The organism is Streptomyces sp. NPDC033136, assembly GCF_055578235.1.
The window spans coordinates 19,144-40,945 of sequence record NZ_JBVIPD010000011.1 but is presented as its reverse complement, the minus strand read 5'-3'; the positions used below and the strand labels follow the sequence as shown (position 1 = coordinate 40,945).

17 protein-coding genes and 2 pseudogenes are annotated in these 21,802 nt (G+C 71.9%); 14 read left to right on the top strand and 5 right to left on the bottom strand.

What is annotated here, in order from left to right; genetic code table 11:
• The first annotated feature begins 71 nt into the window (after positions 1 to 71).
• The 3 genes from ACZ5TL_RS21335 (at position 72) to ACZ5TL_RS21325 (ending at position 2,811) form a co-directional block, all read left to right on the top strand.
• Positions 72 to 839: an SDR family NAD(P)-dependent oxidoreductase gene (locus ACZ5TL_RS21335; RefSeq protein WP_468591631.1), complete on the top strand. Its 768-nt coding sequence runs from the start codon at positions 72 to 74 to the stop codon at positions 837 to 839.
• Positions 840 to 885: 46 nt separating this feature from the next.
• Positions 886 to 1,728 carry a maleylpyruvate isomerase family mycothiol-dependent enzyme gene (locus tag ACZ5TL_RS21330; RefSeq protein ID WP_468591629.1) on the top strand — a complete coding sequence of 281 codons (843 nt, stop codon included), beginning with the start codon at positions 886 to 888 and terminating at the stop codon, positions 1,726 to 1,728.
• A 144-nt stretch (positions 1,729 to 1,872) separates the two neighbouring features.
• Positions 1,873 to 2,811 (top strand): SMP-30/gluconolactonase/LRE family protein, encoded by a 939-nt coding sequence (locus ACZ5TL_RS21325; protein ID WP_468591627.1) that lies wholly within the window; start codon positions 1,873 to 1,875, stop codon positions 2,809 to 2,811.
• A 3-nt stretch (positions 2,812 to 2,814) separates the two neighbouring features.
• Here the strand turns inward: ACZ5TL_RS21325 and ACZ5TL_RS21320 are convergent, their stop codons facing one another.
• Complete coding sequence (locus ACZ5TL_RS21320; RefSeq protein WP_468591626.1) at positions 2,815 to 3,741, bottom strand: oxidoreductase; 927 nt, start codon at positions 3,739 to 3,741, stop codon at positions 2,815 to 2,817.
• Positions 3,742 to 4,618: 877 nt separating this feature from the next.
• On the opposite strand from ACZ5TL_RS21320, the pseudogene ACZ5TL_RS21315 reads away from it, so the two are divergent.
• A pseudogene (locus ACZ5TL_RS21315) lies at positions 4,619 to 5,080 on the top strand (hypothetical protein); the annotation flags it as partial.
• A gap of 186 nt (positions 5,081 to 5,266) precedes the next feature.
• Positions 5,267 to 5,785, top strand: coding sequence for an NUDIX hydrolase (locus ACZ5TL_RS21310; protein ID WP_468591625.1), 519 nt, complete (start codon positions 5,267 to 5,269; stop codon positions 5,783 to 5,785).
• Between the two features lie 135 nt (positions 5,786 to 5,920).
• Here the strand turns inward: ACZ5TL_RS21310 and ACZ5TL_RS21305 are convergent, their stop codons facing one another.
• The 3 genes from ACZ5TL_RS21305 to ACZ5TL_RS21295 form a co-directional block, all read right to left on the bottom strand.
• A complete protein-coding gene (locus tag ACZ5TL_RS21305; protein ID WP_399169868.1) occupies positions 5,921 to 6,220 on the bottom strand; it encodes a hypothetical protein in 300 nt (99 codons plus the stop codon).
• Positions 6,221 to 6,441: 221 nt separating this feature from the next.
• On the bottom strand, positions 6,442 to 9,189 hold the full coding sequence (gene ppdK / locus ACZ5TL_RS21300) for a pyruvate, phosphate dikinase (RefSeq protein WP_468591624.1): 2,748 nt from the start codon (positions 9,187 to 9,189) through the stop codon (positions 6,442 to 6,444).
• Positions 9,190 to 9,594: 405 nt separating this feature from the next.
• Positions 9,595 to 10,821 carry an ROK family protein gene (locus ACZ5TL_RS21295; RefSeq protein WP_468591623.1) on the bottom strand — a complete coding sequence of 409 codons (1,227 nt, stop codon included), beginning with the start codon at positions 10,819 to 10,821 and terminating at the stop codon, positions 9,595 to 9,597.
• Between the two features lie 121 nt (positions 10,822 to 10,942).
• On the opposite strand from ACZ5TL_RS21295, the gene ACZ5TL_RS21290 reads away from it, so the two are divergent.
• The 3 genes from ACZ5TL_RS21290 (at position 10,943) to ACZ5TL_RS21280 (ending at position 16,239) form a co-directional block, all read left to right on the top strand.
• Positions 10,943 to 12,355 (top strand): MGH1-like glycoside hydrolase domain-containing protein, encoded by a 1,413-nt coding sequence (locus ACZ5TL_RS21290; protein ID WP_468591622.1) that lies wholly within the window; start codon positions 10,943 to 10,945, stop codon positions 12,353 to 12,355.
• The gene (locus ACZ5TL_RS21285; RefSeq protein ID WP_468591621.1) at positions 12,352 to 14,289 is read left to right on the top strand and encodes an amylo-alpha-1,6-glucosidase; all 1,938 of its coding nucleotides are present in this window, start codon (positions 12,352 to 12,354) and stop codon (positions 14,287 to 14,289) included. The genes ACZ5TL_RS21290 and ACZ5TL_RS21285 overlap by 4 nt, the downstream gene beginning before the upstream one ends.
• Positions 14,290 to 14,442: 153 nt before the next feature.
• The gene (locus tag ACZ5TL_RS21280) at positions 14,443 to 16,239 is read left to right on the top strand and encodes a sulfatase-like hydrolase/transferase (protein WP_468591620.1); all 1,797 of its coding nucleotides are present in this window, start codon (positions 14,443 to 14,445) and stop codon (positions 16,237 to 16,239) included.
• Here ACZ5TL_RS21280 and dusB read toward each other — a convergent pair whose 3' ends face one another.
• Positions 16,240 to 17,373 (bottom strand): tRNA dihydrouridine synthase DusB, encoded by a 1,134-nt coding sequence (gene dusB, locus ACZ5TL_RS21275; protein ID WP_468591619.1) that lies wholly within the window; start codon positions 17,371 to 17,373, stop codon positions 16,240 to 16,242.
• 78 nt (positions 17,374 to 17,451) lie between these two features.
• Between dusB and ACZ5TL_RS21270 the strand changes: the two genes are divergently transcribed.
• The 6 genes and pseudogenes from ACZ5TL_RS21270 to ACZ5TL_RS21245 all read left to right on the top strand — a co-directional run bounded on the left by ACZ5TL_RS21270 (position 17,452) and on the right by ACZ5TL_RS21245 (position 21,403).
• Positions 17,452 to 18,930 (top strand): MFS transporter, encoded by a 1,479-nt coding sequence (locus ACZ5TL_RS21270; RefSeq protein WP_468591618.1) that lies wholly within the window; start codon positions 17,452 to 17,454, stop codon positions 18,928 to 18,930.
• Entirely contained in the window at positions 18,927 to 19,067 is a 141-nt protein-coding gene (locus ACZ5TL_RS21265; RefSeq protein ID WP_468591617.1) for a hypothetical protein, read from the top strand. The genes ACZ5TL_RS21270 and ACZ5TL_RS21265 overlap by 4 nt, the downstream gene beginning before the upstream one ends.
• A gap of 26 nt (positions 19,068 to 19,093) precedes the next feature.
• Positions 19,094 to 20,077 (top strand): ArsR/SmtB family transcription factor, encoded by a 984-nt coding sequence (locus ACZ5TL_RS21260; protein WP_468591616.1) that lies wholly within the window; start codon positions 19,094 to 19,096, stop codon positions 20,075 to 20,077.
• A gap of 137 nt (positions 20,078 to 20,214) precedes the next feature.
• Positions 20,215 to 20,646 carry a hypothetical protein gene (locus ACZ5TL_RS21255; protein WP_468591614.1) on the top strand — a complete coding sequence of 144 codons (432 nt, stop codon included), beginning with the start codon at positions 20,215 to 20,217 and terminating at the stop codon, positions 20,644 to 20,646.
• A gap of 222 nt (positions 20,647 to 20,868) precedes the next feature.
• Positions 20,869 to 21,125, top strand: a pseudogene (locus ACZ5TL_RS21250) (hypothetical protein); the annotation flags it as partial.
• A gap of 71 nt (positions 21,126 to 21,196) precedes the next feature.
• Positions 21,197 to 21,403, top strand: coding sequence for a hypothetical protein (locus ACZ5TL_RS21245; RefSeq protein ID WP_468591613.1), 207 nt, complete (start codon positions 21,197 to 21,199; stop codon positions 21,401 to 21,403).
• Positions 21,404 to 21,802 lie beyond the last annotated feature (399 nt).

Sequence of the window (21,802 nt, the reverse complement as noted above, 5' to 3'; positions counted from 1 at the left end):
GAATCGGGCGCCCGCGAGGCGCCTTTTTCACACCCTCATACTGAACCGATCAGTCAATAATAGGGGAGACCATGACCCACCGCTTCACCGGCAGGACCGCCCTCGTCACCGGCGGCGGATCCGGCATCGGGCGCGGGATCGCGCTCGCGTTCGCCGCCGAGGGCGCGAACGTCGTCGTCGCCGGGCGCCGTCGAGAACCCCTGGACGAGACGAAGGTCCTGGTCGAGGCGGCAGGCGGCAAGGCCCTGGCCGTCACCGCCGACGTGACCCGCGCCGACGACGTCCAGGCCCTCGTCGACGCCGCCGTGGACCACTTCGGTTCGCTCGACGTGGCGGTGAACAACGCGGGCGTCCTGGAGGCCGGCGGACAGCCCGTCGCGGACGTCCCCGAGGACGCCTGGCGCCGGATGCTCGACATCAACGTCACCGGTGTCCTGCTCGCCCTGCAGGCCGAGGTGCGCCAGATGCGCACCCAGCCCGGCGGCGGCGCCATCGTCAACATCGCCTCCCGGATCGGCGTCCACGGCCGTATCCCCGGCACCACCGCCTACGGCGCCACCAAGGCGGCGGTGTCGGTCCTCACGCGCGGCGCCGCCCTGGACCACATCGCCGACGGTGTCCGTATCAACGCCGTGTCGCCCGGCGCCACCGCCACGCCCATGTCGCTCCAGCCGGGCGAGACGGAGGCCGGACGCGCGGAGCGTATGAGGACCGCGATCCCGCTCGGCCGGGTCTCCACGGTCGAGGAGACGGCGGCCGCCGTGCTGTACCTGGCTTCCGACGACGCGGCATCGGTGGTGGGCACGGACCTCGTGGTGGACGGCGGCTCCACGGCCTGAGCGCGGAACGACCCCCTGGCGGACCCGGTCCTGGCAGGCTGGGCGCATGGTCACGCAGCCGAACGACTGGTCCGGGCTCTCCTGGCTGGGCCCTCCGATCGACGCCCGCGCGCTGTTCGGTCCCGAACTGGAGGCCCTGCTGGGGCTGTTGCGGGGACTGGGGCCGACGGAGTGGGCGCGGATCGCCGTACCCGGGTGGACCGTCCACGACGTCACCGCGCACGTCCTCGGCGACTGCGCCGCCCGCCTCGGCCGCCGCGAGTTCGGCGCCTTCGCGCCTGGCGAGACCCTGGAGGCCTTCATCCACCGCGCCAACCAGCAGTGGGTCGACCGCCACCGGGACACGGCCCCGGCCTCACTCGTCGACGCCCTGGAAGAGGCCGGCACCGAACTGGCCCGCCGCTTCGCGCACGCGGACCTGGACGCGCCGTCCCTGGGCGTGTCCTGGGCCGGGGTGGACCCGGCGCCGTTGTGGCTGGACTGCGCCCGGGAGTTCACCGAGTACTGGACGCATCGGCAGCAGATCCGGCACGCGGCCGGGCTGGGCACCGACCCCGAGCCACGGGCCCTCTCCCTGGTCCTGGACACCTTCATGCGGGCCCTGCCCCACACGCTGCGCGACACCGCCGCGCCGGCCGGCACGCGTGTGGAGCTGACGGTCACCGGCCCGGGAGCGGGCACCTGGACCGTGACCGCCAGTGCGGACGGCTGGTCCCTGGCGGAGGACTCCGGCAGCCGGCCGGCAGCCACCGTGGAGCTGGACACGGAGACCGCCTGGCGGCTGTGCACCCGGGGTGTCCAGCCGGCCGACGCTCTCGCCCGGGCCCGGGTCGAAGGGGACCGGCGGCTCGCCGAGGCGGCGTGCCGGATCGTGTCGATCGTCTACTGAGCGGGGTGGCCAACTCGCGCCGGGCGCTGTCGAGTTCCTGTCGACTTCACCGACTCGACTGCCGTACCGGGGGTACTTCGCGTTTCATCGAGTCACAGCGTTTCGTCGGGTCACATCCCCCCTTCCTTCCACGGAGGCCCCACCATGACTCGGAACCACCCCCAGCCGTCCCGGCGGACCGTGCTCGGCGGGGCGGTCGCGGCGCTCGCGGTGGCCGCCGGCACCGGCACGGCGGAGGCCGCTCCCGGCGCCCACTGGCCGACCGAGTTCCCACTGCCCGACGGCTGGCTCCCCGAGGGGATCACCATAGGCAGCAGGCCGTACGCGTACATGGGCTCGCGCGCCGACGGCGCGGTCTACCGCACCGACCTGCGCACCGGCAGGGGCGGTGTCCTGCACGAAGGTGCCGCCGGACTCGCGTCCATCGGCCTGAAGCTGGACCGTGACGGCCTGCTGTACGTGGCCGGGGGCGCCGGAGGCACGGCGAGGATCGTCGACGCACGCACCGGCGAGCTCCTCACCGCGTACCAGCTCACCCGGGACGCCGCTCCGTTCATCAACGACGTCGTCCTGCACGAGGACCGCGCCTGGTTCACCGACTCCCGTGCGGCCGTCCTCCACGGCGTGCCACGCGGCCGGCGGGGCGAGGTCCGCGCCCTCCCGCTCACCGGCGAGTGGGTGCAGGCGCCCGCCGGGACCAACAGCGCCAACGGCCTGGTCGCCACCCCCGACGGCCGGGGCCTGATCGTCGTCAACGCGGGGCAGCTGTACACCGTGAACCTCAGGTCCGGCCACGCCACCAAGGTCACGCTGAAGGGCGCGACGGACGTGACAGGCGGCGACGGCCTGGTCCGCCTCGGCCGCACCCTGTACGTCGTCCAGAACCGCCTCAACAAGATCACCTTCTGGAACCTGGACAAGAAGGCCACGACCGCCACTCTGACCAGGACGATCACCGACCCCCGCTTCGACGTCCCCACCACCGCCGCCCGCTACGGCGACCGCCTCTACCTGGTCAACGCCCGCTTCACCAGCCCGCAGGTGCCGGAGACGACGTTCAACGCGGTGGCCGTCTCCCTGTGAGCGTCAAGCCTTCAGAGCGCCGTACGTCACCCCGGTCAGCTCCTCGGACGCGGCCCACAGCCGCTGCCCCGCCGCGTCGTTGAGTGTCCAGGGCGCCCGCCAGGACGGTGCGGGCACCCCGCGCCACATGGCGATGTGCGGGCCGGTGAAGGAGTCGGGCCGTACGCCGGGTTCCGTCGCGGCGTAGAGGATCGGCAGCGCGCCCGCCTCGGCCGGCTGCGCGACGACCCGGTTGGCGATGCGCACGAGCCGCTCGGCGGCCGGGCGCCCCTCGGCGACCGGTCCGGTGGTCTGGAGGTTGGTGGCCGCGTACCCGGGGTGGGCCGCGGCCGCCACCAGGTCCGAGCCGTGCGCCGCCGCCCGGCGCGCCAGCTCGTGCGTGAACAGCAGGTTGGCCGTCTTGGAACGGGCGTAGGCGATCCAGCGGCGGTAGCGCCGCTCGCTGTTGAGGTCGTTGATGTCGATGTTGGCGAGGGCGTGCATCCCGCTGGAGACGACCACGACCCGGGCCCCCGGCGCCGCCAGCAGCGCGGGCAGCAGCAGCCCGGTGAGGGCGAAGTGCCCCAGGTGGTTGACCCCGAACTGCGTCTCGAAGCCGTCCGCCGTCGTGCCGTACGGCAGCGCCATCACCCCGGCGTTGTCGACGAGCACGTCCAGCCGCTCGTGCGGGAAACCGGCCGCGAACTCCCGTACGGAGGCGAGGTCTCCGAGGTCGAGCCGGCCCAGGTCGATCCGGGCTTCCGGCAGTTCTGCACGGAGCCGGTCCACGGCCGCCTCGCCCCGGGCCTCGCTGCGGCACGCGAGCACCACCCGCGCGCCCTTGCGGGCCAGTTCCCGTGCCGTGACGAACCCGATCCCGCTGTTGGCGCCGGTGACGACGGCGACGCGGCCGCTCTGGTCGGGGATGTCCCGTGTGTTCCAGCCTGACATGGCAGGCTCCCTCCGTCGGTGGCCGCGATCCACCCTACGAGGGGCCGCGTGCCGCCCGATCGAACGGTGGGCGCCCACGCGTCCTCGGCGCGTACTCCACCGGCGTCGCGCACGGCGAGGAGGGACCCGGGCCACCAGGCCCTGGCCGCTGTCGGCCCACCGGGCTCGACCGCTGGCCGTCCGGGGGGAACCGGCGGCAGACAGCATGCCGTGCCACGGCCACGCGTTGTCCCGAGACTCGCGCCCGCAACGAGAACGCCATCCGGACCGCGATGGACCGGTTCCTCAAAGGCGATCTCCCACCCGGCGACGGCTGCGACCTGAAGACACTGAGCCTTGGCGGAGGCACCTGCCGTTCCCGGCGGTGACTGCGTACGGCCATGAGCCGCATGCCCCGTACCTCAGGCGACGGCTGATGAGAAGGCATGGGGAGCACCGCGCACGGCGCGGAGGTGCGGCGGTGCCGACCGGGGGTGCACGGTCCGAACAGCACCGCTCTTACCCGTTCGAGGCGGGAAGACGTCAAGCGCGCCCTGGCAGAGCACGACTTCTCCGCGGCCTTCTCACTCCACAGCAGCACGCAGAATCCGCCGCCGAGAACATCCGGAGCGCCCTCGCTGGCCGCGGTTCCGAGGCAGGACGCAGTCACGCTCTGGACCTGATCGGACTCGCAGAATCCCACTTCCTGATGGGGGACGTGGCCAGCGCTGTCGACCACACCCACCGGGCAGTCGACGCCGCCTCCCGCACCAGGTCAAGCCGCGTCCGCACCCAGCTCGGCCAGCTGTACCCGTACACGGTGGGGCGGTCTGCATCGCGTACGGTCTGGGAAGCGCGGGCAAGGATCCGCGAAGTCCTGTCGAGCTGAAGGAGCAACGTGACCACGATCGCCGTGACTGGGCACGTGGACCTGACCGACAGCAGCGTGCCCCTCGTACGCGACGCGCTGCGGGAGACGCTGAAGCCGTACGCCAGCGACCTGACTGGTGTCTCGTGCATCGCGAAAGGATCCGACTCGATCTTCGCCGAGGTCGTCGTCGAGCTCGGTGGCCGTCTCGTCGTGGTGATTCCGTCGCAGGACTACCGGCAGAACAAGGTCAAGCCCGATCACGAAGAGACCTTCGACCGGCTCATCGATGCCGCAGCCGAAGTCGTGGTCCTGGACCACGAGACCGCGAACCGCTCGGCGTACGAGGATGCCAACCGGACGCTACTGAAGCGTGCGACCCGTCTCGTCGCCGTATGGAACGGAGAGCCTCCGAGCGGCAAGGGCGGCGGCACCGCGGACACTGTGCTCGAAGCCAGGGAGGCAGGGCTCCCGGTAGACGTCGTGTGGCCTCCACGGGGCTGCACGACGCTGACGTCCACCCCGTACTTCTCTCCAGTCTGGAACCCGAGGCCCGCCCGGGCCCGGATCTCCAGCGCGGACCTGACCCGCGCCTGCCGGTGACCATCGGCGCGTCCAGCCGTTCCACCGTTCGGGCAGCTCGTCCCGGGCTGCCCGGCCGACGGAAGGAACACCACCGTGGACACGACCGTGCCCGCCACCGACGTACACCGCGTGCTGCCGCGTGACGAGTGGGTCAAGACGCTGCCGCAGACCATCGTCGCGTCGTGCGTGCTGCTCCTCGACGCCGAGGACCGGATCCTGCTGCTGCGCTACGCCGAGGGCCAGCCCGGCGTCGGACTCTGGGGGCTGCCGGGCGGCATGCTCGACCACGGGGAGGACCCCGTCGGCGCCGCGTGCCGGGAGCTGCACGAGGAGACCGGCATCGCCCTGGACCGGGCGCCCCGGCTCATCGGCTACGACCACCGGGCCGACGTGAAGGGCACGGGCCCGGTGCTCGACTTCTACTACCACGGCGGCCGTCCGGCCCCCGGACAGACCGTCACGTGCAGCAGCGAACACGACCAGCACGGCCTGTTCGCCCTCACCGACCTCGAGTCCACCCGGCTGGCCACCCCGCTGCCGACCCTCACCGCGCTCCACACGGCCGCCCTGACAGGAACCGTCGTATGTCTGCGGGAAGGACTGCCCCGCTGACAGCCTTCAGGCCCGTCACGACGTGGGCATCAGGTCCGCCTCCCCAGCACCCAGTCCTGATGGATCATCGCGAGAACGAGAGACCGTCCACGGACGCAGTCGCGGAGCCGGCCCACGTGCGCCCTTGAAGGTCCGTCAGTCGGCGTCGTCGATCTCGATGTCGAGGATCTCCGCGAGCCGGGACAGCCCCTCGAGGGCACGCTCCTTGTGCGCGGACACGACGCGGGTGCGCTCGGCTGGTGGCAGATGCCGGTCGGCCTCGCCGAGGAGGTCCGCGTACTCGCCGAGTACCTGGACCGCGAGATTGGCGAGCTGTCCCGCTCTGCGGTGCACGGGGTCGCCCGGGTTCAGATCCGCTTCGAAGATCTCCAGCGCCTCGTCCAGGTGCGAACGACGGCCCGTGCTCAGGGTGCCCGGGGCAGGTGTGTTGTCCATGCCCGAGTGTCCCGCACCTGGCCCCCGGACCAAGCCGGAAGAGCGGGGGCAGCACCTCCGCACAAAAGGTGCCGCCCCCGCTCTCCTCCGTACACCGGAGCCGCCGCGATCGGTGAGGGTCGGGGACCGACGACGGCTCCGGGTCCTGAGCGGCCCCGCACAAGGCCACGTTGAGATGACCCGTACGGGCCACACCGAGGTGACCCCGCCCGGGCCACGGCCTACCGGTGGTCGCTGCCCTGCGACTGGACCGCCGCCCGGCCCGCCTCCAGGCGGGCGACCGGGATGCGGAACGGGGAGCAGGAGACGTAGTCGAGTCCGACCTCGTGGAAGAAGTGGACCGACTCCGGGTCACCGCCGTGCTCGCCGCAGACGCCGAGTTTGAGGTCGGGGCGGGTCTCACGGCCGGCCTTGGCGGCGAGCTTCACCAGGGAGCCGACGCCGTCCTTGTCGATCGTCTCGAACGGGGAGACACCGAAGATGCCCTTCTCCAGGTAGGCGGTGAAGAAGCTCGCCTCCACGTCGTCCCGGGAGAAGCCCCACACCGTCTGGGTCAGGTCGTTCGTGCCGAAGGAGAAGAACTGCGCGGCCTCGGCGATCTGGCCGGCGGTCAGGGCGGCGCGCGGCAGCTCGATCATCGTGCCGATGGTCAGCTTGAGCTGCGCGCCCGAGGCGGCCTCGACCTCGGCGATGACCTTGTCGGCTTCCTCGCGCACGATCTCCAGCTCCTGGACCGTGCCGACGAGCGGGATCATGATCTCGGCGCGCGGGTCGCCCTTGGCGGCCTTGCGCTCGGCGGCGGCCTCGGCGATCGCCCGGACCTGCATGGTGAACAGGCCGGGGATGACCAGGCCGAGGCGCACCCCGCGCAGGCCCAGCATCGGGTTCTGCTCGTGCAGGCGGTGGACCGCCTGGAGGAGGCGCAGTTCGTTCTCGTGCGGCTCCTGGCGGGACTCGGCGAGGGCCACACGGACGGACAGCTCGGTGATGTCCGGGAGGAACTCGTGCAGCGGCGGGTCGAGGAGGCGGACGGTGACCGGGAGGCCGTCCATCGACTCGAACAGTTGGACGAAGTCCTGCTTCTGCAGTGGGAGCAGCTGCTTGAGGGACTCCTCGCGCTCGGTGTCCGTGTCGGCCAGGATCAGCCGCTCCACCAGCTCGCGCCGGTCGCCGAGGAACATGTGCTCGGTGCGGCACAGGCCGATGCCCTGGGCGCCGAAGCGGCGGGCCCGCAGCGCGTCCTCGGCGTTGTCGGCGTTGGCGCGCACCCGCAGGCGGCGCTTGCGGTCGGCGAAGGCCATCATCCGGTGGACGGCCTCGACCAGCTCGTCGGCGTCGTCGGCGCCGGGGTGCATGCGGCCCTCGAAGTACTCCACGACCGGGGAGGGCACGACCGGTACCTCACCGAGGTAGACCTTGCCGGAGGAGCCGTCGATGGAGACGACGTCGCCCTCCTCGACGACGTGCCCGCCCGGGACGGTCATCCGGCGGCGCTTGGTGTCGACCTCGAGCTCCTCGGCGCCGCAGACACAGGTCTTGCCCATGCCGCGCGCGACCACGGCCGCGTGGGAGGTCTTGCCGCCGCGCGAGGTGAGGATGCCCTCGGCGGCGATCATGCCGTCCAGGTCGTCGGGGTTGGTCTCGCGGCGGATGAGGATGACCTTCTCGCCCGAACGCGACCACTTGACGGCGGTGTACGAGTCGAAGACCGCCTTGCCGACCGCCGCGCCCGGGGAGGCCGCGATGCCCCGGCCGACCGTCTCGACCTTCGAGTCCTCGTCGAAGCGCGGGAACATCAGCTGGGCGAGCTGGGCGCCGTTGACGCGGGTGAGGGCCTCGGCCTCGTCGATCAGGCCCTGGTCCACGAGCTGGGTGGCGATGCGGAAGGCCGCGCCCGCGGTGCGCTTGCCGACGCGGGTCTGGAGCATCCACAGCACACCGCGCTCGATGGTGAACTCGATGTCGCAGAGATCCTTGTAGTGGTTCTCCAGGGTCTCCATGATCTGCATGAGCTGGTCGTACGACTTCTTGTCGATCCGCTCCAGGTCGGCGAGCGGCACGGTGTTGCGGATGCCCGCGACGACGTCCTCGCCCTGGGCGTTCTGCAGGTAGTCGCCGTAGACGCCCTGGTGGCCGGAGGCGGGGTCGCGGGTGAAGGCGACGCCGGTGCCGGAGTCGGGGCCGAGGTTGCCGAAGACCATGGAGCAGACGTTGACGGCGGTGCCCAGGTCGTGCGGAATGCGCTCCTGACGGCGGTAGAGCTTGGCGCGGTCGCCGTTCCAGGAGTCGAAGACGGCCTTGATGGCGAGGTCCATCTGCTCGCGCGGGTCCTGCGGGAAGTCGCGGCCGGCCTCGGTCTTGACGATCTTCTTGAACCTGGTGACGAGCTTCTTGAGGTCGCCGGCCTCCAGCTCGGTGTCGACGGTGACCTTCTTGGCCGCCTTCGCCGACTCCAGCGCGTCCTCGAACAGCTCGCCGTCGACGCCCAGCACGGTCTTGCCGAACATCTGGATGAGGCGGCGGTAGGAGTCCCACGCGAACCGGTCGTCGCCGGCCTGCTTGGCCAGGCCCTGCACGGACTTGTCGGAGAGGCCGATGTTGAGGACGGTGTCCATCATGCCGGGCATGGAGAACTTGGCGCCCGAGCGCACCGACACCAGCAGCGGGTCGTCGGCCTGGCCGAGCTTCTTGCCCATGCGGGCCTGAAGCGCGTCGAGGTGCGCACTCACCTCGTCACGCAGTGCCGCCGGCTCCTCGCCGCTGTCCAGGTAGGTCTTGCAGGCCTCGGTGGTGATCGTGAAGCCCGGGGGGACCGGAAGGCCGAGGTTGGTCATCTCGGCGAGGTTCGCACCCTTGCCGCCGAGGAGGTCCTTGAGGTCCTTGTTGCCCTCGGTGAAGTCGTAAACGAACTTCACGCCCTCAACGCTCTTACCGTGCTCAGCTACCTGGGGATCTTTGTTTTCCGACACGGGTCTCGACTCCTCGAGGACGCGGTGGCTGCCCTGACGGCGAGGAACATACCCAGATCAAAGGCTTCTGGGTACGTCCATGCGCGCGTCATGCGCCTGTAACCACTCGTCCGCCAGTGGATCGAAAGTCAAGGCTCGGCAAGCGATCACAGCCGCATGTTTTCACTTCTTGAACGCACAAACCTCCGTAGACCCCACTGAGTGCTCATACGAGCGAGGTTCAGCACGCTTGATTTCGCTCGATGAACGATCAAAGCGTGGCACTCAGTGCCACCCTTTGGAGAAGTGCAGCCGCTCATGATCCGCTCATCTGAGCGCAACCCTTATCAGGGGTGGTGAGAATCACGCTGCCACAGCCGACGGGATTTCACCATGCGGACGCGTCCCGGGACCGAAACCCGCTCGTCACACCCCGAGCGCGCGCAGCCGCTCCTCGACCCGCTCGGGCGCGTACAGGTGCTCCACGACCATCGCACCGGCCCCCACCAGCCCGGCCCGCTCGCCCAGCCGTGAGGTGACCACCTCCAGGCGGGCGGTGGAGCGGGGCAGCGCCCGCTGGTAGAGCAGTTCGCGCACGCCCGTGAGGAAGGGAGTTCCGGCCAGATCCCCGGCGATCATCAGCACCCCGGGGTTCAGCAGCGTCACGACGGTCGCCAGGACGTCCCCGACCCGGCGCCCGGCCTCCCGGGCGAGCCCGACCGCCTCGGGGTGCCCGGAGGCCAGCAGGTCCCGGATGTCCGAGCCGGAGGAGGCAGGTACCCCGGCCTCGGCCAGCCGCCGGGCGACCGCGCCGCCGCTCGCGACGGCGGCCAGACAGCCGTAGGAACCGCACCGGCACAGCGCCTGGGAGCCCTCCGGCACCCGGATGTGCCCGATGTCCCCGGCGCCGCCGTCGACGCCCCGGAACACCGAGCCGTCCACCACGACCCCGGCGCCGATGCCGGTGGAGACCTTGACCAGCACGAAGGCCGAGCAGTCGGGATAGCCGGTGCGCTGTTCGCCGTACGCCATGAGGTTGGCGTCGTTGTCGACCAGCACCGGCACCTCGGCGGCGCCCGCGTGCTCGGTGAGCGCCCGGGCCAGCCGGCTCCTGATGTCGTAGCCGTCCCAGCCGGGCATGATCGGCGGCTGGACGACGCGGCCGGCCCCGGTGTCGACCGGGCCGGGCACCGCGAGCCCGACCCCGCACACCGCCCGCGCCCCGTGTCCGGCCTTCTCCAGCAACTCGGCGAACCAGCGGCCGAGTTCGCCGAGCACGGCGTCCGGGCCGTCCTCGATGACCAGGGTGCCGGAGTGCTCGGCGAAGATCTCGCCGCTCAGCGACAGCACGGCCGCCCGCGCGTGCCGGGTGTCGAGGTCGGCGGCCAGGACCACCGCGTGCTCGTCGTCGAACTCCAGGGTGATGGAGGGACGCCCGCCCTGCGGGGAGTCCACCGGCCCCCCGGCGCCCTCGCGCAGCCAGCCCGCACGGAAGAGCCGGTCGAGCCGCTGGCCGACGGTGGCACGGGACAGTCCGGTCGCCTGCTGCAGCGCACCCCGGGTCGTGGCACGGCGACTTCGCACCAGTTCGAGCAGGTCGCCGGCGCTCGCCTGCCCCCCGCCTCGTCCGGTTCTCCCGGGCTGTCCGGTCATGTACACCCCCTTGTGTTTCTCAACCTTGCATTACATAGTGAGTTCTGCGTGTTAAATAGACGTAACCCCACGGTAGCCGCCGCCGAACCGGTCGGCCGGACGTCTTTTCGGAGAGCCCCGAGTGGATCGCACCGCCCAACGCGCCCCCCGCCCCGACGGCCCCGCCGCCGCATACGATCCTGCCGCCGCCCCGCCTCCTCTGCACGTCAGGGCCGCCGCCGTGCTGGAGGCCGGCTGGACGGGGACGTCGACCGTGCCCTCGCGGAGCCTGTATCCGCACCAGTGGTCATGGGACTCGGCGTTCATCGCGATCGGCCTCAGGCACCTGTCGCCGTTACGGGCGCAGACGGAACTGGAGACGCTGCTGGCGGCACAGTGGGCGGACGGGCGGATCCCGCACATCGTCTTCAACCCCTCCGTCCCGCTCGACGCGTACTTCCCGAGCCCCGACTTCTGGCGCTCGTCGGCCGCGGGGCGCGCGGCGGGCGCCCCGCGCACCGTACAGACCTCCGGGATCGTGCAGCCACCCGTCCACGCGCTGGCCGCGTGGCTGGTGCACCTCGCCGACCCGGGCCTGTCCCGGGCCCGCGGCTTCCTCACCCGGGCCTACCCCCGGCTCGCCGCCTGGCACCGGTACTTGCTGCACCGTCGCGACCTGGGCGGCGGCGGTCTGGTGTCCGTGGTGCACCCCTGGGAACAGGGTATGGACAACAGCCCCTGCTGGGACCGCCCGCTGTCCCGGGTCACTCCGGCCCCGGCCCGCTCCTTCCGCCGCGCCGACCTCGACCACGGTGCCCCCGAGGACCGGCCGACGGATCTGGACTACGGGCGGTACGTACGGCTGGCGGCGGATTACCGGGACGGCGGATACGCCGACGGGGCGGGCGAGTTCGCCGTGGAGGACCCGGCGTTCAACGCCCTGCTGGTCGCCTCCGAGTACGCCCTGGCCCGTATCGCCCACGAGCTGGGAGCGCCCGGCCCGGCCCGGCAGGACCGCGCCGAGCGGCTGACGGCGGCCCTGGTGGAGCGGCTGTGGGAGCCGGCGGCGGGGATGTTCCTGTGCCGTGACGTGCGCACCGGGGAGCTGATCCCCGAGCGGGGCGTCTCCGGGCTCGTCCCGCTGCTGCTGCCGGCCCTGCCCCGCGACCTCGCGGCGACCCTGGTCCGTACGATGTCCGGCCCGCACTTCGGCCTCGGCGGCACGACCCGCCTGGTCCCGAGCTACGACCTGCTCGGCGAGGCCTTCGACCGGCACCGCTACTGGCGCGGCCCGGCCTGGTTCAACACCAACTGGCTGCTGGAGCGCGGGCTGCGGCTGCACGGTGAGCGCGGCCGGGCCGACGCCCTGCGCAGGGGCATCCTGCACACCGCCGGCGCCTCCGGCTTCTCGGAGTACGTCGATCCGTACACGGCACAGGCCTGCGGCGTCACCGGCTTCGGCTGGACCGCCGCGCTCACGCTCGATCTGCTGCACGACCGGCCCACCCGGGACCGGAGCGGTGTCACGGCGATCAAGGGAGGGGACCGGGCATGACGGACCGGCATCATCTGCTCGTGCACGGCGGGACGTTCGCCGCCGTCGGCGACCGCGGCGACATCAGCGGGTACCGGGGCGGCAGCGCCCCGGACGGCGTGTTCGTACGGGACGCGCGGCACCTGAGCCGCTGGCAGCTCACCGTCGACGGCGCCGTGCCGGAGACGCTGACCCCGGTGGCGGACGGGGACACCGCGCGCTGCGTGCTCGTCCCGCGCGGCGGCCGCGACGAGCCGCCCGCGTGCACGCTCTTTCGCGAACAGGCCGTCGGTGACGCCTCGTTCGTGGAGTCGCTGCGCGTCACCAGCAACCGTCCGGTGCCGACGACGGTCCGGCTCGCGGTCACCGCCGACGCCGACTTCGCCGACCAGTTCGAGCTGCGGTCCGACCACCGCACCTACATGAAGCCCGGCGCCGTCCGCACCCGTCAGGTCCTCGACCACGGGGTGGAGTTCGGCTACCGGCGCGGCGAATGGCGGTCCGTGACGACCGTGACGGCCGACCCCCAGCCGGACGCCGTGGAGGAGACCGGTACCGGTGCCCGCCGCCTGGTGTGGACCCTGGACCTCGAACCGCACGGCACCGCCGAGCTGGTCCTGCGGGTCATGGCCCGCCCGCACGGCGACCGGCGCGCCCTGCGCGTACCCCGCTCCCCCGCCGCCCTCCAGCGGCAACTCCTCGCCCGGGAGGACGAGTTCGTGGCGGGCGTGGCCCTCCCGAGCTGCTGGCCCGAGCTGGCCGCGGCCTGCGCCCGGGGCCTCGCCGACCTCGCCGCGCTCCAGGTCCCGGCGACCGGCCCGGACGGCGAGGAACTGCGCGTCCCGGCCGCCGGCGCCCCCTGGTTCCTGACCCTGCTCGGCCGGGACGCCCTGCTGACCTCGCTGTTCACACTGCCCTACCGGCCCCGTCTGGCCGCCGCCACCCTGCCCGCGCTGGCCGCGACCCAGGCCACGCAGACCGGCGTCGACGAGGTCGCCCAGCCGGGGAAGATCGTGCACGAGGTGCGCCAGGGCGAACTGGCCCACTTCGGCCAGGTCCCCTACGGCCGCTACTACGGTTCGGTCGACGCCACGCCGCTGTTCCTCGTCCTGCTCGGTGCGTACACCGAGCACACCGGCGACCCGGCCCTGGCCCGCCGCCTGGAACCGCACGCCCGCGCGGCCGTCGGCTGGATGCTGGACCACGGCGGCCTGACCAGCCGCGGCTACCTCGTCTACCGCGCCGACCAGGGCGGCCTCGCCAACCAGAACTGGAAGGACTCCCCCGGCGCCATCTGCTCCACCGAGGGCACCCGCCCCCACGGGCCGGTGACGGCCGCCGGCGCCCAGGGCTACGCCTACGACGCGCTGCGCCGCACGGCGGGTCTCGCCCGCACGGTCTGGCAGGACGCCACGTACGCGGACCTGCTGGAGCAGGCGGCCGGTGATCTGCGCGACCGTTTCCAGCAAGACTTCTGGATGGCGGAGCACTCCTTCCCGGCGCTCGCGCTCGACGGCCGCGGCAAGCAGGTCGACGCGCTCGCCTCCGACGCCGGGCACCTGCTCTGGTCGGGCCTGCTGGACAAGGAGTACGGCGAACAGGTCGGCCAGCGGCTGCTGGAGCCGGACTTCTTCTCCGGCTGGGGCGTGCGCACCCTCGCGGCCGGGCAGCCGGCGTACCACCCGCTCTCCTACCACCGCGGCTCGGTCTGGCCGCACGACAACGCGCTGATCGCGCTGGGCCTGGCCCGCTACGGGCTGCACGACGAGGCCCGCGCCGTCGCCCGCGGCCTGGTCGACGCGGCGGCGGCGACCGGCCACCGGCTGCCGGAGGTCCTCGCGGGCTACGGCCGTGACACCCACCCGGAGCCCGTGCCGTACCCGCACGCGTGTGTGCGGGAGTCCCGGTCGGCCTCCGCCCCGTTGGCACTGCTCACGGCGGTCGGCGGCGTCTGAGGGCCGGTTGGCCGGACGTTTGCCGGATGTTTGCCGAGCGTCGGCCCGGCGGGCTGAACGCACCTGGTGGACGCCCCGTACGGAACTGCGGCGGACCCGTACCCCCACGCGGGTCCGCCACCTCGCCGGGTTTTGTACGGGAAGGACCTCCGGGTGCCTGTCTTCACGCGCTTTCGCCAGTCATCGCAGCCGGGCATCCCAGGGGACGAGTCCGGGACGGAGCGTGCCGGGAGGGCGGAGGACGCCACGGAGGAGGTGGGGGCTCCCGCTCCGGCATCCCGCCTCGGTCGCCTCCGCGCCTGGCGCACCCGTCGCCCCCGCGCCGCCCGCGTCCTGCGCCTGACCACCACCGCCCTCGCCGCTGCTCTGGTCCTCGGCTCCCTGCTGCTGCCCAACACGCTCCCCGCCGTCGAGCCGGTCAGCTTCGCGCGGATCCCGGCGGAGGCGGTCATCGGGGCGGTGGTCGTGCTGGCGCTGCCGCGCCGGCCCCGGCTGGCCGCGGCGGTCCTGTACGGACTCGGCCTCACCGTGCTGACCACGGTGAACCTGCTCGACATGGGGTTCAACGAGTATCTGGGCCGGGGCTTCAACGCCACGCTCGACTGGGACCTGCTGCCCGACGCCCAGGCGTATGTCGGGGACACGCTGGGCGGGGGCGTGGCGACCGCCGCCGCCGTCGGCGCGGTCTTGCTCGTCCTGGCGGTGGCGGCCGTCATGGTCGCGGCGGCGATCCGGCTCGCGGACGTGCTGGCCCGCCACCGGGCCCGGGCGACCCGGGGCGCCCTGATCGCCGGCACCGTGTGGGTCACCTGCTCCGCCCTGGGCCTGACGCTGTCCGGCGGCCCGATCGCCTCCGAGCGCGCCGCCGGGGCCCTGCGGGTGCACGCACAGCGGACGGTGGAGTCGCTGCGGGACGAGGCGGAGTTCGCGCGGCAGGCGAAGGCGGACACCTTCGGCAACACCCCGCCCGCTCAGCTCCTGCCCGACCTGCGCGGCAAGGACGTGATCTTCACGTTCATCGAGAGTTACGGCCGCAGCGCCGTCGAGGACCCGATCACGGCACCCGGCGTCGGCCGGACCCTCGACACCGGCACCAAGGCCCTGGCGAAGGCCGGCTTCCACGCCCGCAGCGGCTGGCTGACCTCGGCGACCTTCGGCGGCAGCAGCTGGCTCGGCCACTCCACGACCATGTCCGGCCTGTGGATCGACAACCAGCGGCGCTACCGGACGGTCACCGCGGGCGACCACCTCACCCTCACCAAGGCGTTCCGCGAGACCGGCGCGTGGGACACGGTGGGCGTCATGCCGGGCGTGCAGAAGGGCTGGCCGGAGGAGAAGTGGTACGGCCTCGACAAGGTCTACGACGCCTTCGACCTGGGCTACCGGGGCCCGAAGTTCAGCTGGTCGACCATGCCCGACCAGTACGCGCTGGAAGCGTTCCAGCGGCAGGTCCACGGCAGGAAGCGGGACAAGCCGCTGATGTCGTTCGTCATCCTGACCTCCAGCCACCAGCCCTGGGCGCCCGTCCCGAGGATGGTCGGCTGGGACGAACTCGGTGACGGCTCGGTCTTCGGCCCGATCCAGAAGGCCGGCAACAAGGCGTCGGACGTCATCACCGACACCACCAGGTCCCGCCAGGAGTACGGCAGGTCCATCGAGTACTCGGTCACCAGCCTCACCCAGTGGCTGGAGCGCTACGGCACCGACGACACCGTCCTGGTCTTCCTCGGCGACCACCAGCCCATCGCCCGGGTCAGCGGCGTCCGCGCCTCCCGGGACGTGCCGGTGTCCCTCGTCGCCAAGGACCCGAAGGTCCTTGAGAAGATCAGCGACTGGAACTGGGCGGAGGGCCTCAAGCCCGGCCGTGACGCGCCGGTGTGGAAGATGGACTCCTTCCGCGACCGCTTCCTGAAGGCGTACGGCTCGACCCCGCGCCCCTCCGGGGGCTGATCAGCCGCCCGAGGTGTCGAGTTCGGCGTCCTCGCCGACCCCGGCACAGTCGTACGGGTCCTTCAGCCAGCCGTCCGGCAGCACCACGCGGTTGTTGCCGGACGTACGGCCCCGGGGCCCGTCGGCGCCGGTCGGCCAGGGCTGGTCGAGGTCCAGCTCGTCCAGTCCGGACCGCAGTTCCTCAAGCGAGGAGGTGACCGCGAGGCGCCTGCGCATCCCGGAGCCGACCGCGAAGCCCTTCAGGTACCAGGCGACGTGCTTGCGGAAGTCGATCACGCCCCGGGACTCGTCGCCGATCCACTCGCCGAGCAGGGTGGCGTGCCGGACCATGACGTCGGCGACTTGCCGCAGGGCGGGCCGCGCGATGTCCTGGGGGCGCCCTTCGAAAGCCGCCACGAGGTCGGAGAACAGCCAGGGCCGCCCCAGGCACCCGCGTCCGACCACCACTCCGTCGCAGCCGGTCGCGCGCACCATCCGCAGCGCGTCGTCGGCCGACCAGATGTCGCCGTTGCCGAGTACGGGGATCTCCGGCACGTGCTCCTTCAGGCGGGCGATGGCGTCCCAGTCGGCGGTGCCGCCGTAGTGCTGGGCGGCGGTGCGGCCGTGCAGGGCGATGGCGGTGACGCCCTCCTCGACGGCGATCCGGCCGGCGTCGAGGTAGGTGATGTGGTCGTCGTCGATGCCCTTGCGCATCTTCATCGTCACGGGCAGGTCGCCGGCGCCGCTGACGGCCTCGCGCAGGATGGCACGCAGCAGGTTCCGCTTGTACGGGAGGGCCGATCCGCCGCCCTTCCTGGTCACCTTCGGGACCGGGCAGCCGAAGTTCAGGTCGATGTGGTCGGCGAGGTCCTCCTCCGCGATCATGCGGACGGCCTTGCCGACGGTGGCCGGGTCCACGCCGTAGAGCTGGATGGACCGGGGCCGCTCACTCGCGTCGAAGTGCACGAGCTGCATGGTCTTCTCGTTGCGCTCGACCAGGGCCCTGGTGGTGATCATCTCGCTGACGAACAGGCCCTTGCCACCACTGAATTCCCTGCACAGCGTCCGGAAGGGCGCGTTGGTGATCCCGGCCATGGGGGCCAGGACGACGGGCGGCTGGACGGTGTGCGGGCCGATCTGGAGGGGCGTGGACATTCCTCCATTGTGCCGTGCAATGAAAAGGCAAAATTCATTAGTTAGCCACACTATTGAAATCGGCGTACGATGACGGCCATGCCCGAGCTCAGCCCCCGTCGCCGCATGCTGGTGCTCGCGATCTGCTGCATGAGCCTGCTGATCGTGAGCCTGGACAACACGATCCTGAACGTGGCCCTGCCGTCCATGCAGCGGGACCTGCGCACCAGTACGTCGGGCCTGCAGTGGACGATCGACGCGTACACGCTGGTCCTGGCCTCGCTGCTGATGCTCGCGGGCTCCACGGCCGACCGGATCGGCCGCAAGCGGGTCTTCATGGCGGGCCTGGTCGTCTTCACCCTCGGCTCACTCCTGTGCTCCCTCGCGCCGAACCTTCAGGCGCTGGTGGCCTTCCGGATGGTGCAGGCGGTGGGCGGCTCGATGCTGAACCCGGTCGCCATGTCGATCATCACCAACACGTTCACCGACCCACGTGAGCGGGCCCGGGCGATCGGCGCGTGGGGCGCGGTCGTCGGCATCTCGATGGCCGCCGGCCCGCTGGTCGGAGGCCTCCTGGTCGAGTCGGTCGGCTGGCGCTCGATCTTCTGGATCAACCTGCCCGTCGGCCTGGCGGCACTGCTCCTCACCCTGCGCTTCGTCCCCGAGTCCCGCGCGCCGAAGGCCCGCCGCCCGGACCCGGTCGGACAACTGCTGGTGATCGCGCTGTTCGGCTCGCTGACGTACGCGATCATCGAAGCGCCGAGCATGCCGGTCACGTCGACGGCACCCCTCGCGGTCGTGGCCCTGGCCGCCCTCGCCGGCCTGCTGTGGTACGAGCCGCGTCGCACGGAACCCCTGATCGACCTGCGCTTCTTCCGCTCGGCACCGTTCAGCGGGGCCACGGTGATCGCGATCAGCGCCTTCGCGGCACTCGGCGGCTTCCTGTTCCTGTCCACGCTGTACCTCCAGAACGTACGCGGACTGACCGCCCTGGAGGCGGGCCTGTGGATGCTGCCGATGGCGGCCCCGACGTTCCTGTGCGCCCCGCTCTCCGGCCGTCTGGTCGGCAGCCGGGGCCCGCGTCTGCCCCTGCTGATCGCGGGCTGCGCGATGACGGCGAGCGGCGTCCTCTTCGCGGTGTTCGGCGCCGAGGCCTCGAACACCACCCTCTTCGCCGGGTACGTCCTGTTCGGCGTCGGCTTCGGTTTCGTCAACGCGCCGATCACCCACACGGCGGTCTCCGGCATGCCGCGCGCCCAGGCGGGCGTCGCCGCGGCCGTCGCCTCCACGAGCCGCCAACTCGGCCAGACAGTGGGTGTGGCGGTGGTGGGCGCGGTGCTCGCCTCCGGCGTGGGCGCGTCCTCGTACCGCGAGATGTTCGTCCCGGCCGCACGGCCGGGCTGGTGGATCATCGCGGCGTGCGGGTTCGCGGTACTGGCGCTGGGGGCGGTGACGAGCGGGCGGTGGGCCCGGGGGACTGCCGAGCGGACGGCTGAGAGGCTGGGGGCGGCGGAGGTGCGGGATGGGGCGGGATGTGGTGGTGACCGCGGCACGCGCTCGGCGTCAACCGGGGCGTGAAGGAGACCACGACCACCACGTCCGACGCGCACGACCCGCCGTTCACCGAGCGCGAGAAGGCCCGGACGAAGCCGGTCGAGGGCCTGGCTGAGATTGACCTTGTCCGGGACATCGCGCGTGGCAAGGCTCTTCGCTGAGTGTCAATGGCCGACGGGGGGAAGCCATGCTGCGCGTCCATTTCACCGGAAGCGATCTGGAACGCGTGCGTATCGCCCGCCGTCCGGACCCCCTGTGGGAGATCGTGTGCAGTCTGTGCCGCCTGCAAACGCGTGAGGGCGCCGTAGCCTTCGACCCGTGGCGGCGGACGGTCGGCGGGCTGCTCCGCCGGGACGGGACGGCTCGAGAGGCAGCGTCGGCGCTGTGCAGTATGGTCCCGCGCGCCGCCTACTTCCCCGACTTCCTCACCCCGCCCGTCGAGGACGGTCCCGATGATCTCCAGGCGGGCATCGACAGGGTGCTCGCGACGCCGCGACACCGTTTGCGCCACGAACTGACGCTGCTGACCGCGAGCAGCGGACGGCCGTGGGCGGGCGCCGAGCTGGCACGCGGTGACCTCACCGCGCTGACCGCACTGGGCGGGAACCTTCTCACGTACCACCAGAAGTTCATCGCGCCCCTGTGGAACCGCGTCAGCGCGGCCACGGCGGCGGACCTGGCCCTGCGCACCCGCGCCGTCGTGGACGGGGGTACACGGACGCTGCTGAACAGTCTGCGACCGATGGCGGTGTGGGAGCCGCCCGTGCTGACAGTCGACTACCCGGTCGAGCGCGATCTGCATCTTCAGGGCCGCGGCCTGCTGCTGGTCCCTTCGTACTTCTGCTGGCGGCGCCCCGTCACCCTGGCCGACGGCCAACTGCGACCTGTGCTCATCTACCCGGTCGACAAGACCCCTTCGGCGCCTGGCACCTCCACGGCGTCGCTGGCCCGTCTGCTGGGGCCCACCCGCGCGGCGCTCCTGTACGAGGCCGCCGCGCTCGCCTGCCCCAGCACCTCCGAGCTCGCCGACACGACAGGGGTGTCCCTGCCGAGCGTCAGCCAGCAACTGGCCGTGCTGCGAGACGGTGGACTCATCACGTCCCGGCGGGACGGCAAACGCGCCCTGCACACCGTGACTCCCCTGGGCCGGCGGCTCCTTGACGGCTGCTGACGTCCCGGTTCAGGGGCGCGAGCAGGCCTCGGATGTGACCGACGTTTTGGCTGGAGCCAAAACCACGCGCGCCCGGCGCACGGGGCACCGCATGCTGCTCCAGGAAGCCAACCGCACACACACCAGGGGGAATCCGCATGCGCACACGTTCCATATTCGCCACGGCCACCGCAGCAGCCGCCCTGTTCACCGCCGGCATGGTTCCCGCAGCCAGCGCCGCACCGGCCTCCGCAGGCCAGAGCGCGGCAGCAGCTGCGCCCACGGTGTCACCGGCCGCGAGCTACTTCCACACCTCGGGCCCCGGCTACACCTGCCCCACCGGCAACCTGTGCGCCCGCGTATGGGACCCGACGGTGGGCAAGTACAAGGTGTTCAAGCTCTACAACTGCCACACCTACTCGCTCTCGAACTGGGAAGGCACCGGAGGCTACGCGAACAGGCAGACCGGCAGCCGCGCGACGGCGACGTTCTACGGCCAGTCCGGCAACGTCCTGAAGAACGTGCCGGTCGGGGACTCCACCACGAGCTACAACTGGTCCCCGGTGTGGAAGATCCGCAACTGCTACTGACCGGCTGCCTGCGGTAGCCCGTGACGTACGCAAGCGACCGGCCCGCTCAACGGGGAGTTGAGCGGGCCGAGGTCACCCGGACCTGAACACCGAGCCACGGCCTTCGGGCTGACCTCACTGGCGTGCGGCGGGCCGGCCGGTGTGGACATGGCTGTCGCTGGGGGCGTTCCCGTTCGCGGCGGCGGCGTTCTACGTGGTGGAGCGGCGGGCCGACCTCGCGGGCCGCCCGCCCGTGCCGGCGTCGGCAACGGCGTGATGATCACCACTCAGCAGTCGGCGCCGGCACTCGGTGCGGCGACCCGGGGCACGCTGTTCCTTTCCCTGGCCCCGGGGACGGGCATGCGCAAGCCCTGGTCAGGACGCTCCTGATGCAGCTGGGCGGTGAGGTGCTGACCGGTCTGCCGAGTCTCCGGCTGCCGCGTACGGTCGCTCAGGGTCCCGCGCGGCCTGATAACTCGCATCCGGGAAAACCCCGTTGATGTTGGTTCTGCTGCACACTCCTTGCTGCGAGCAGACCGGATCCGCCGGATTCCTGGACGCGGGAGACGTCATGGCTCAGATCGACACCAGCAAGGTCCGCCGCTGGGACCAGCACGGCCGGGAGCACGTGGTGCGGGTGCGGCGCACGGGGGTGCAGCGCACGATCAGATGCGACACCTGCGGCTGGCGCAGAGGTGCCCAGTTCCTCCCCTGGCTGAAGGCCGAGGAACACCTGGCTGAGGCCCATCAGGCGACGGTGGATCCGACGGCGGCCTGACACGTCGTTGCAGGCGCCCAGGTCGGCGTCCGTGGCCTCCCGCACCGCGTACCCGGGCATCGCACCCCGGATCGGCGGGCCCCGCACGCAGGCCATGGTGGCTTGGTGGGTGAAGCCCATGCTCACGTAGAGCGAGAACGATCTGTTGTGGTAGCCACTCTGCAACAGCCGGATGCCCGGCGCGCCGCGCTCGTCGGCCCGCTCCATCACGTCCCGCATCAGACGGCGGCCCGCACCCGCGTTCTGCACGGCGGGGTCGGTCGCCGGTTCGACGCCGGCCTCTGAAACGCGCCGGTGGGGGGGGGTGGGGTGGAGGGGAAGGGAGAGGGGGGGGGTGGGGAGGGGGGGGGGGCGAGGTGCCCCGCTGCGCACGGGACCAGAACCGGCCTGGCGTAGATA

What these genes read in the sequence shown, in the direction of transcription:
- ACZ5TL_RS21270 (WP_468591618.1), top strand. Translation starts at nt 17,452, where the DNA reads ATGCCCGAGCTCAGCCCCCGTCGCCGCATGCTGGTGCTCGCGATCTGC.
- ACZ5TL_RS21285 (WP_468591621.1), top strand. Translation starts at nt 12,352, where the DNA reads ATGACGGACCGGCATCATCTGCTCGTGCACGGCGGGACGTTCGCCGCC.
- ACZ5TL_RS21305 (WP_399169868.1), bottom strand. Translation starts at nt 6,220, where the DNA reads ATGGACAACACACCTGCCCCGGGCACCCTGAGCACGGGCCGTCGTTCG.
- ACZ5TL_RS21325 (WP_468591627.1), top strand. Translation starts at nt 1,873, where the DNA reads ATGACTCGGAACCACCCCCAGCCGTCCCGGCGGACCGTGCTCGGCGGG.
- dusB (WP_468591619.1), bottom strand. Translation starts at nt 17,373, where the DNA reads ATGTCCACGCCCCTCCAGATCGGCCCGCACACCGTCCAGCCGCCCGTC.
- ACZ5TL_RS21330 (WP_468591629.1), top strand. Translation starts at nt 886, where the DNA reads ATGGTCACGCAGCCGAACGACTGGTCCGGGCTCTCCTGGCTGGGCCCT.
- ACZ5TL_RS21255 (WP_468591614.1), top strand. Translation starts at nt 20,215, where the DNA reads ATGCGCACACGTTCCATATTCGCCACGGCCACCGCAGCAGCCGCCCTG.
- ACZ5TL_RS21245 (WP_468591613.1), top strand. Translation starts at nt 21,197, where the DNA reads ATGGCTCAGATCGACACCAGCAAGGTCCGCCGCTGGGACCAGCACGGC.
- ACZ5TL_RS21335 (WP_468591631.1), top strand. Translation starts at nt 72, where the DNA reads ATGACCCACCGCTTCACCGGCAGGACCGCCCTCGTCACCGGCGGCGGA.
- ACZ5TL_RS21260 (WP_468591616.1), top strand. Translation starts at nt 19,094, where the DNA reads ATGCTGCGCGTCCATTTCACCGGAAGCGATCTGGAACGCGTGCGTATC.
- ACZ5TL_RS21295 (WP_468591623.1), bottom strand. Translation starts at nt 10,821, where the DNA reads ATGACCGGACAGCCCGGGAGAACCGGACGAGGCGGGGGGCAGGCGAGC.
- ACZ5TL_RS21320 (WP_468591626.1), bottom strand. Translation starts at nt 3,741, where the DNA reads ATGTCAGGCTGGAACACACGGGACATCCCCGACCAGAGCGGCCGCGTC.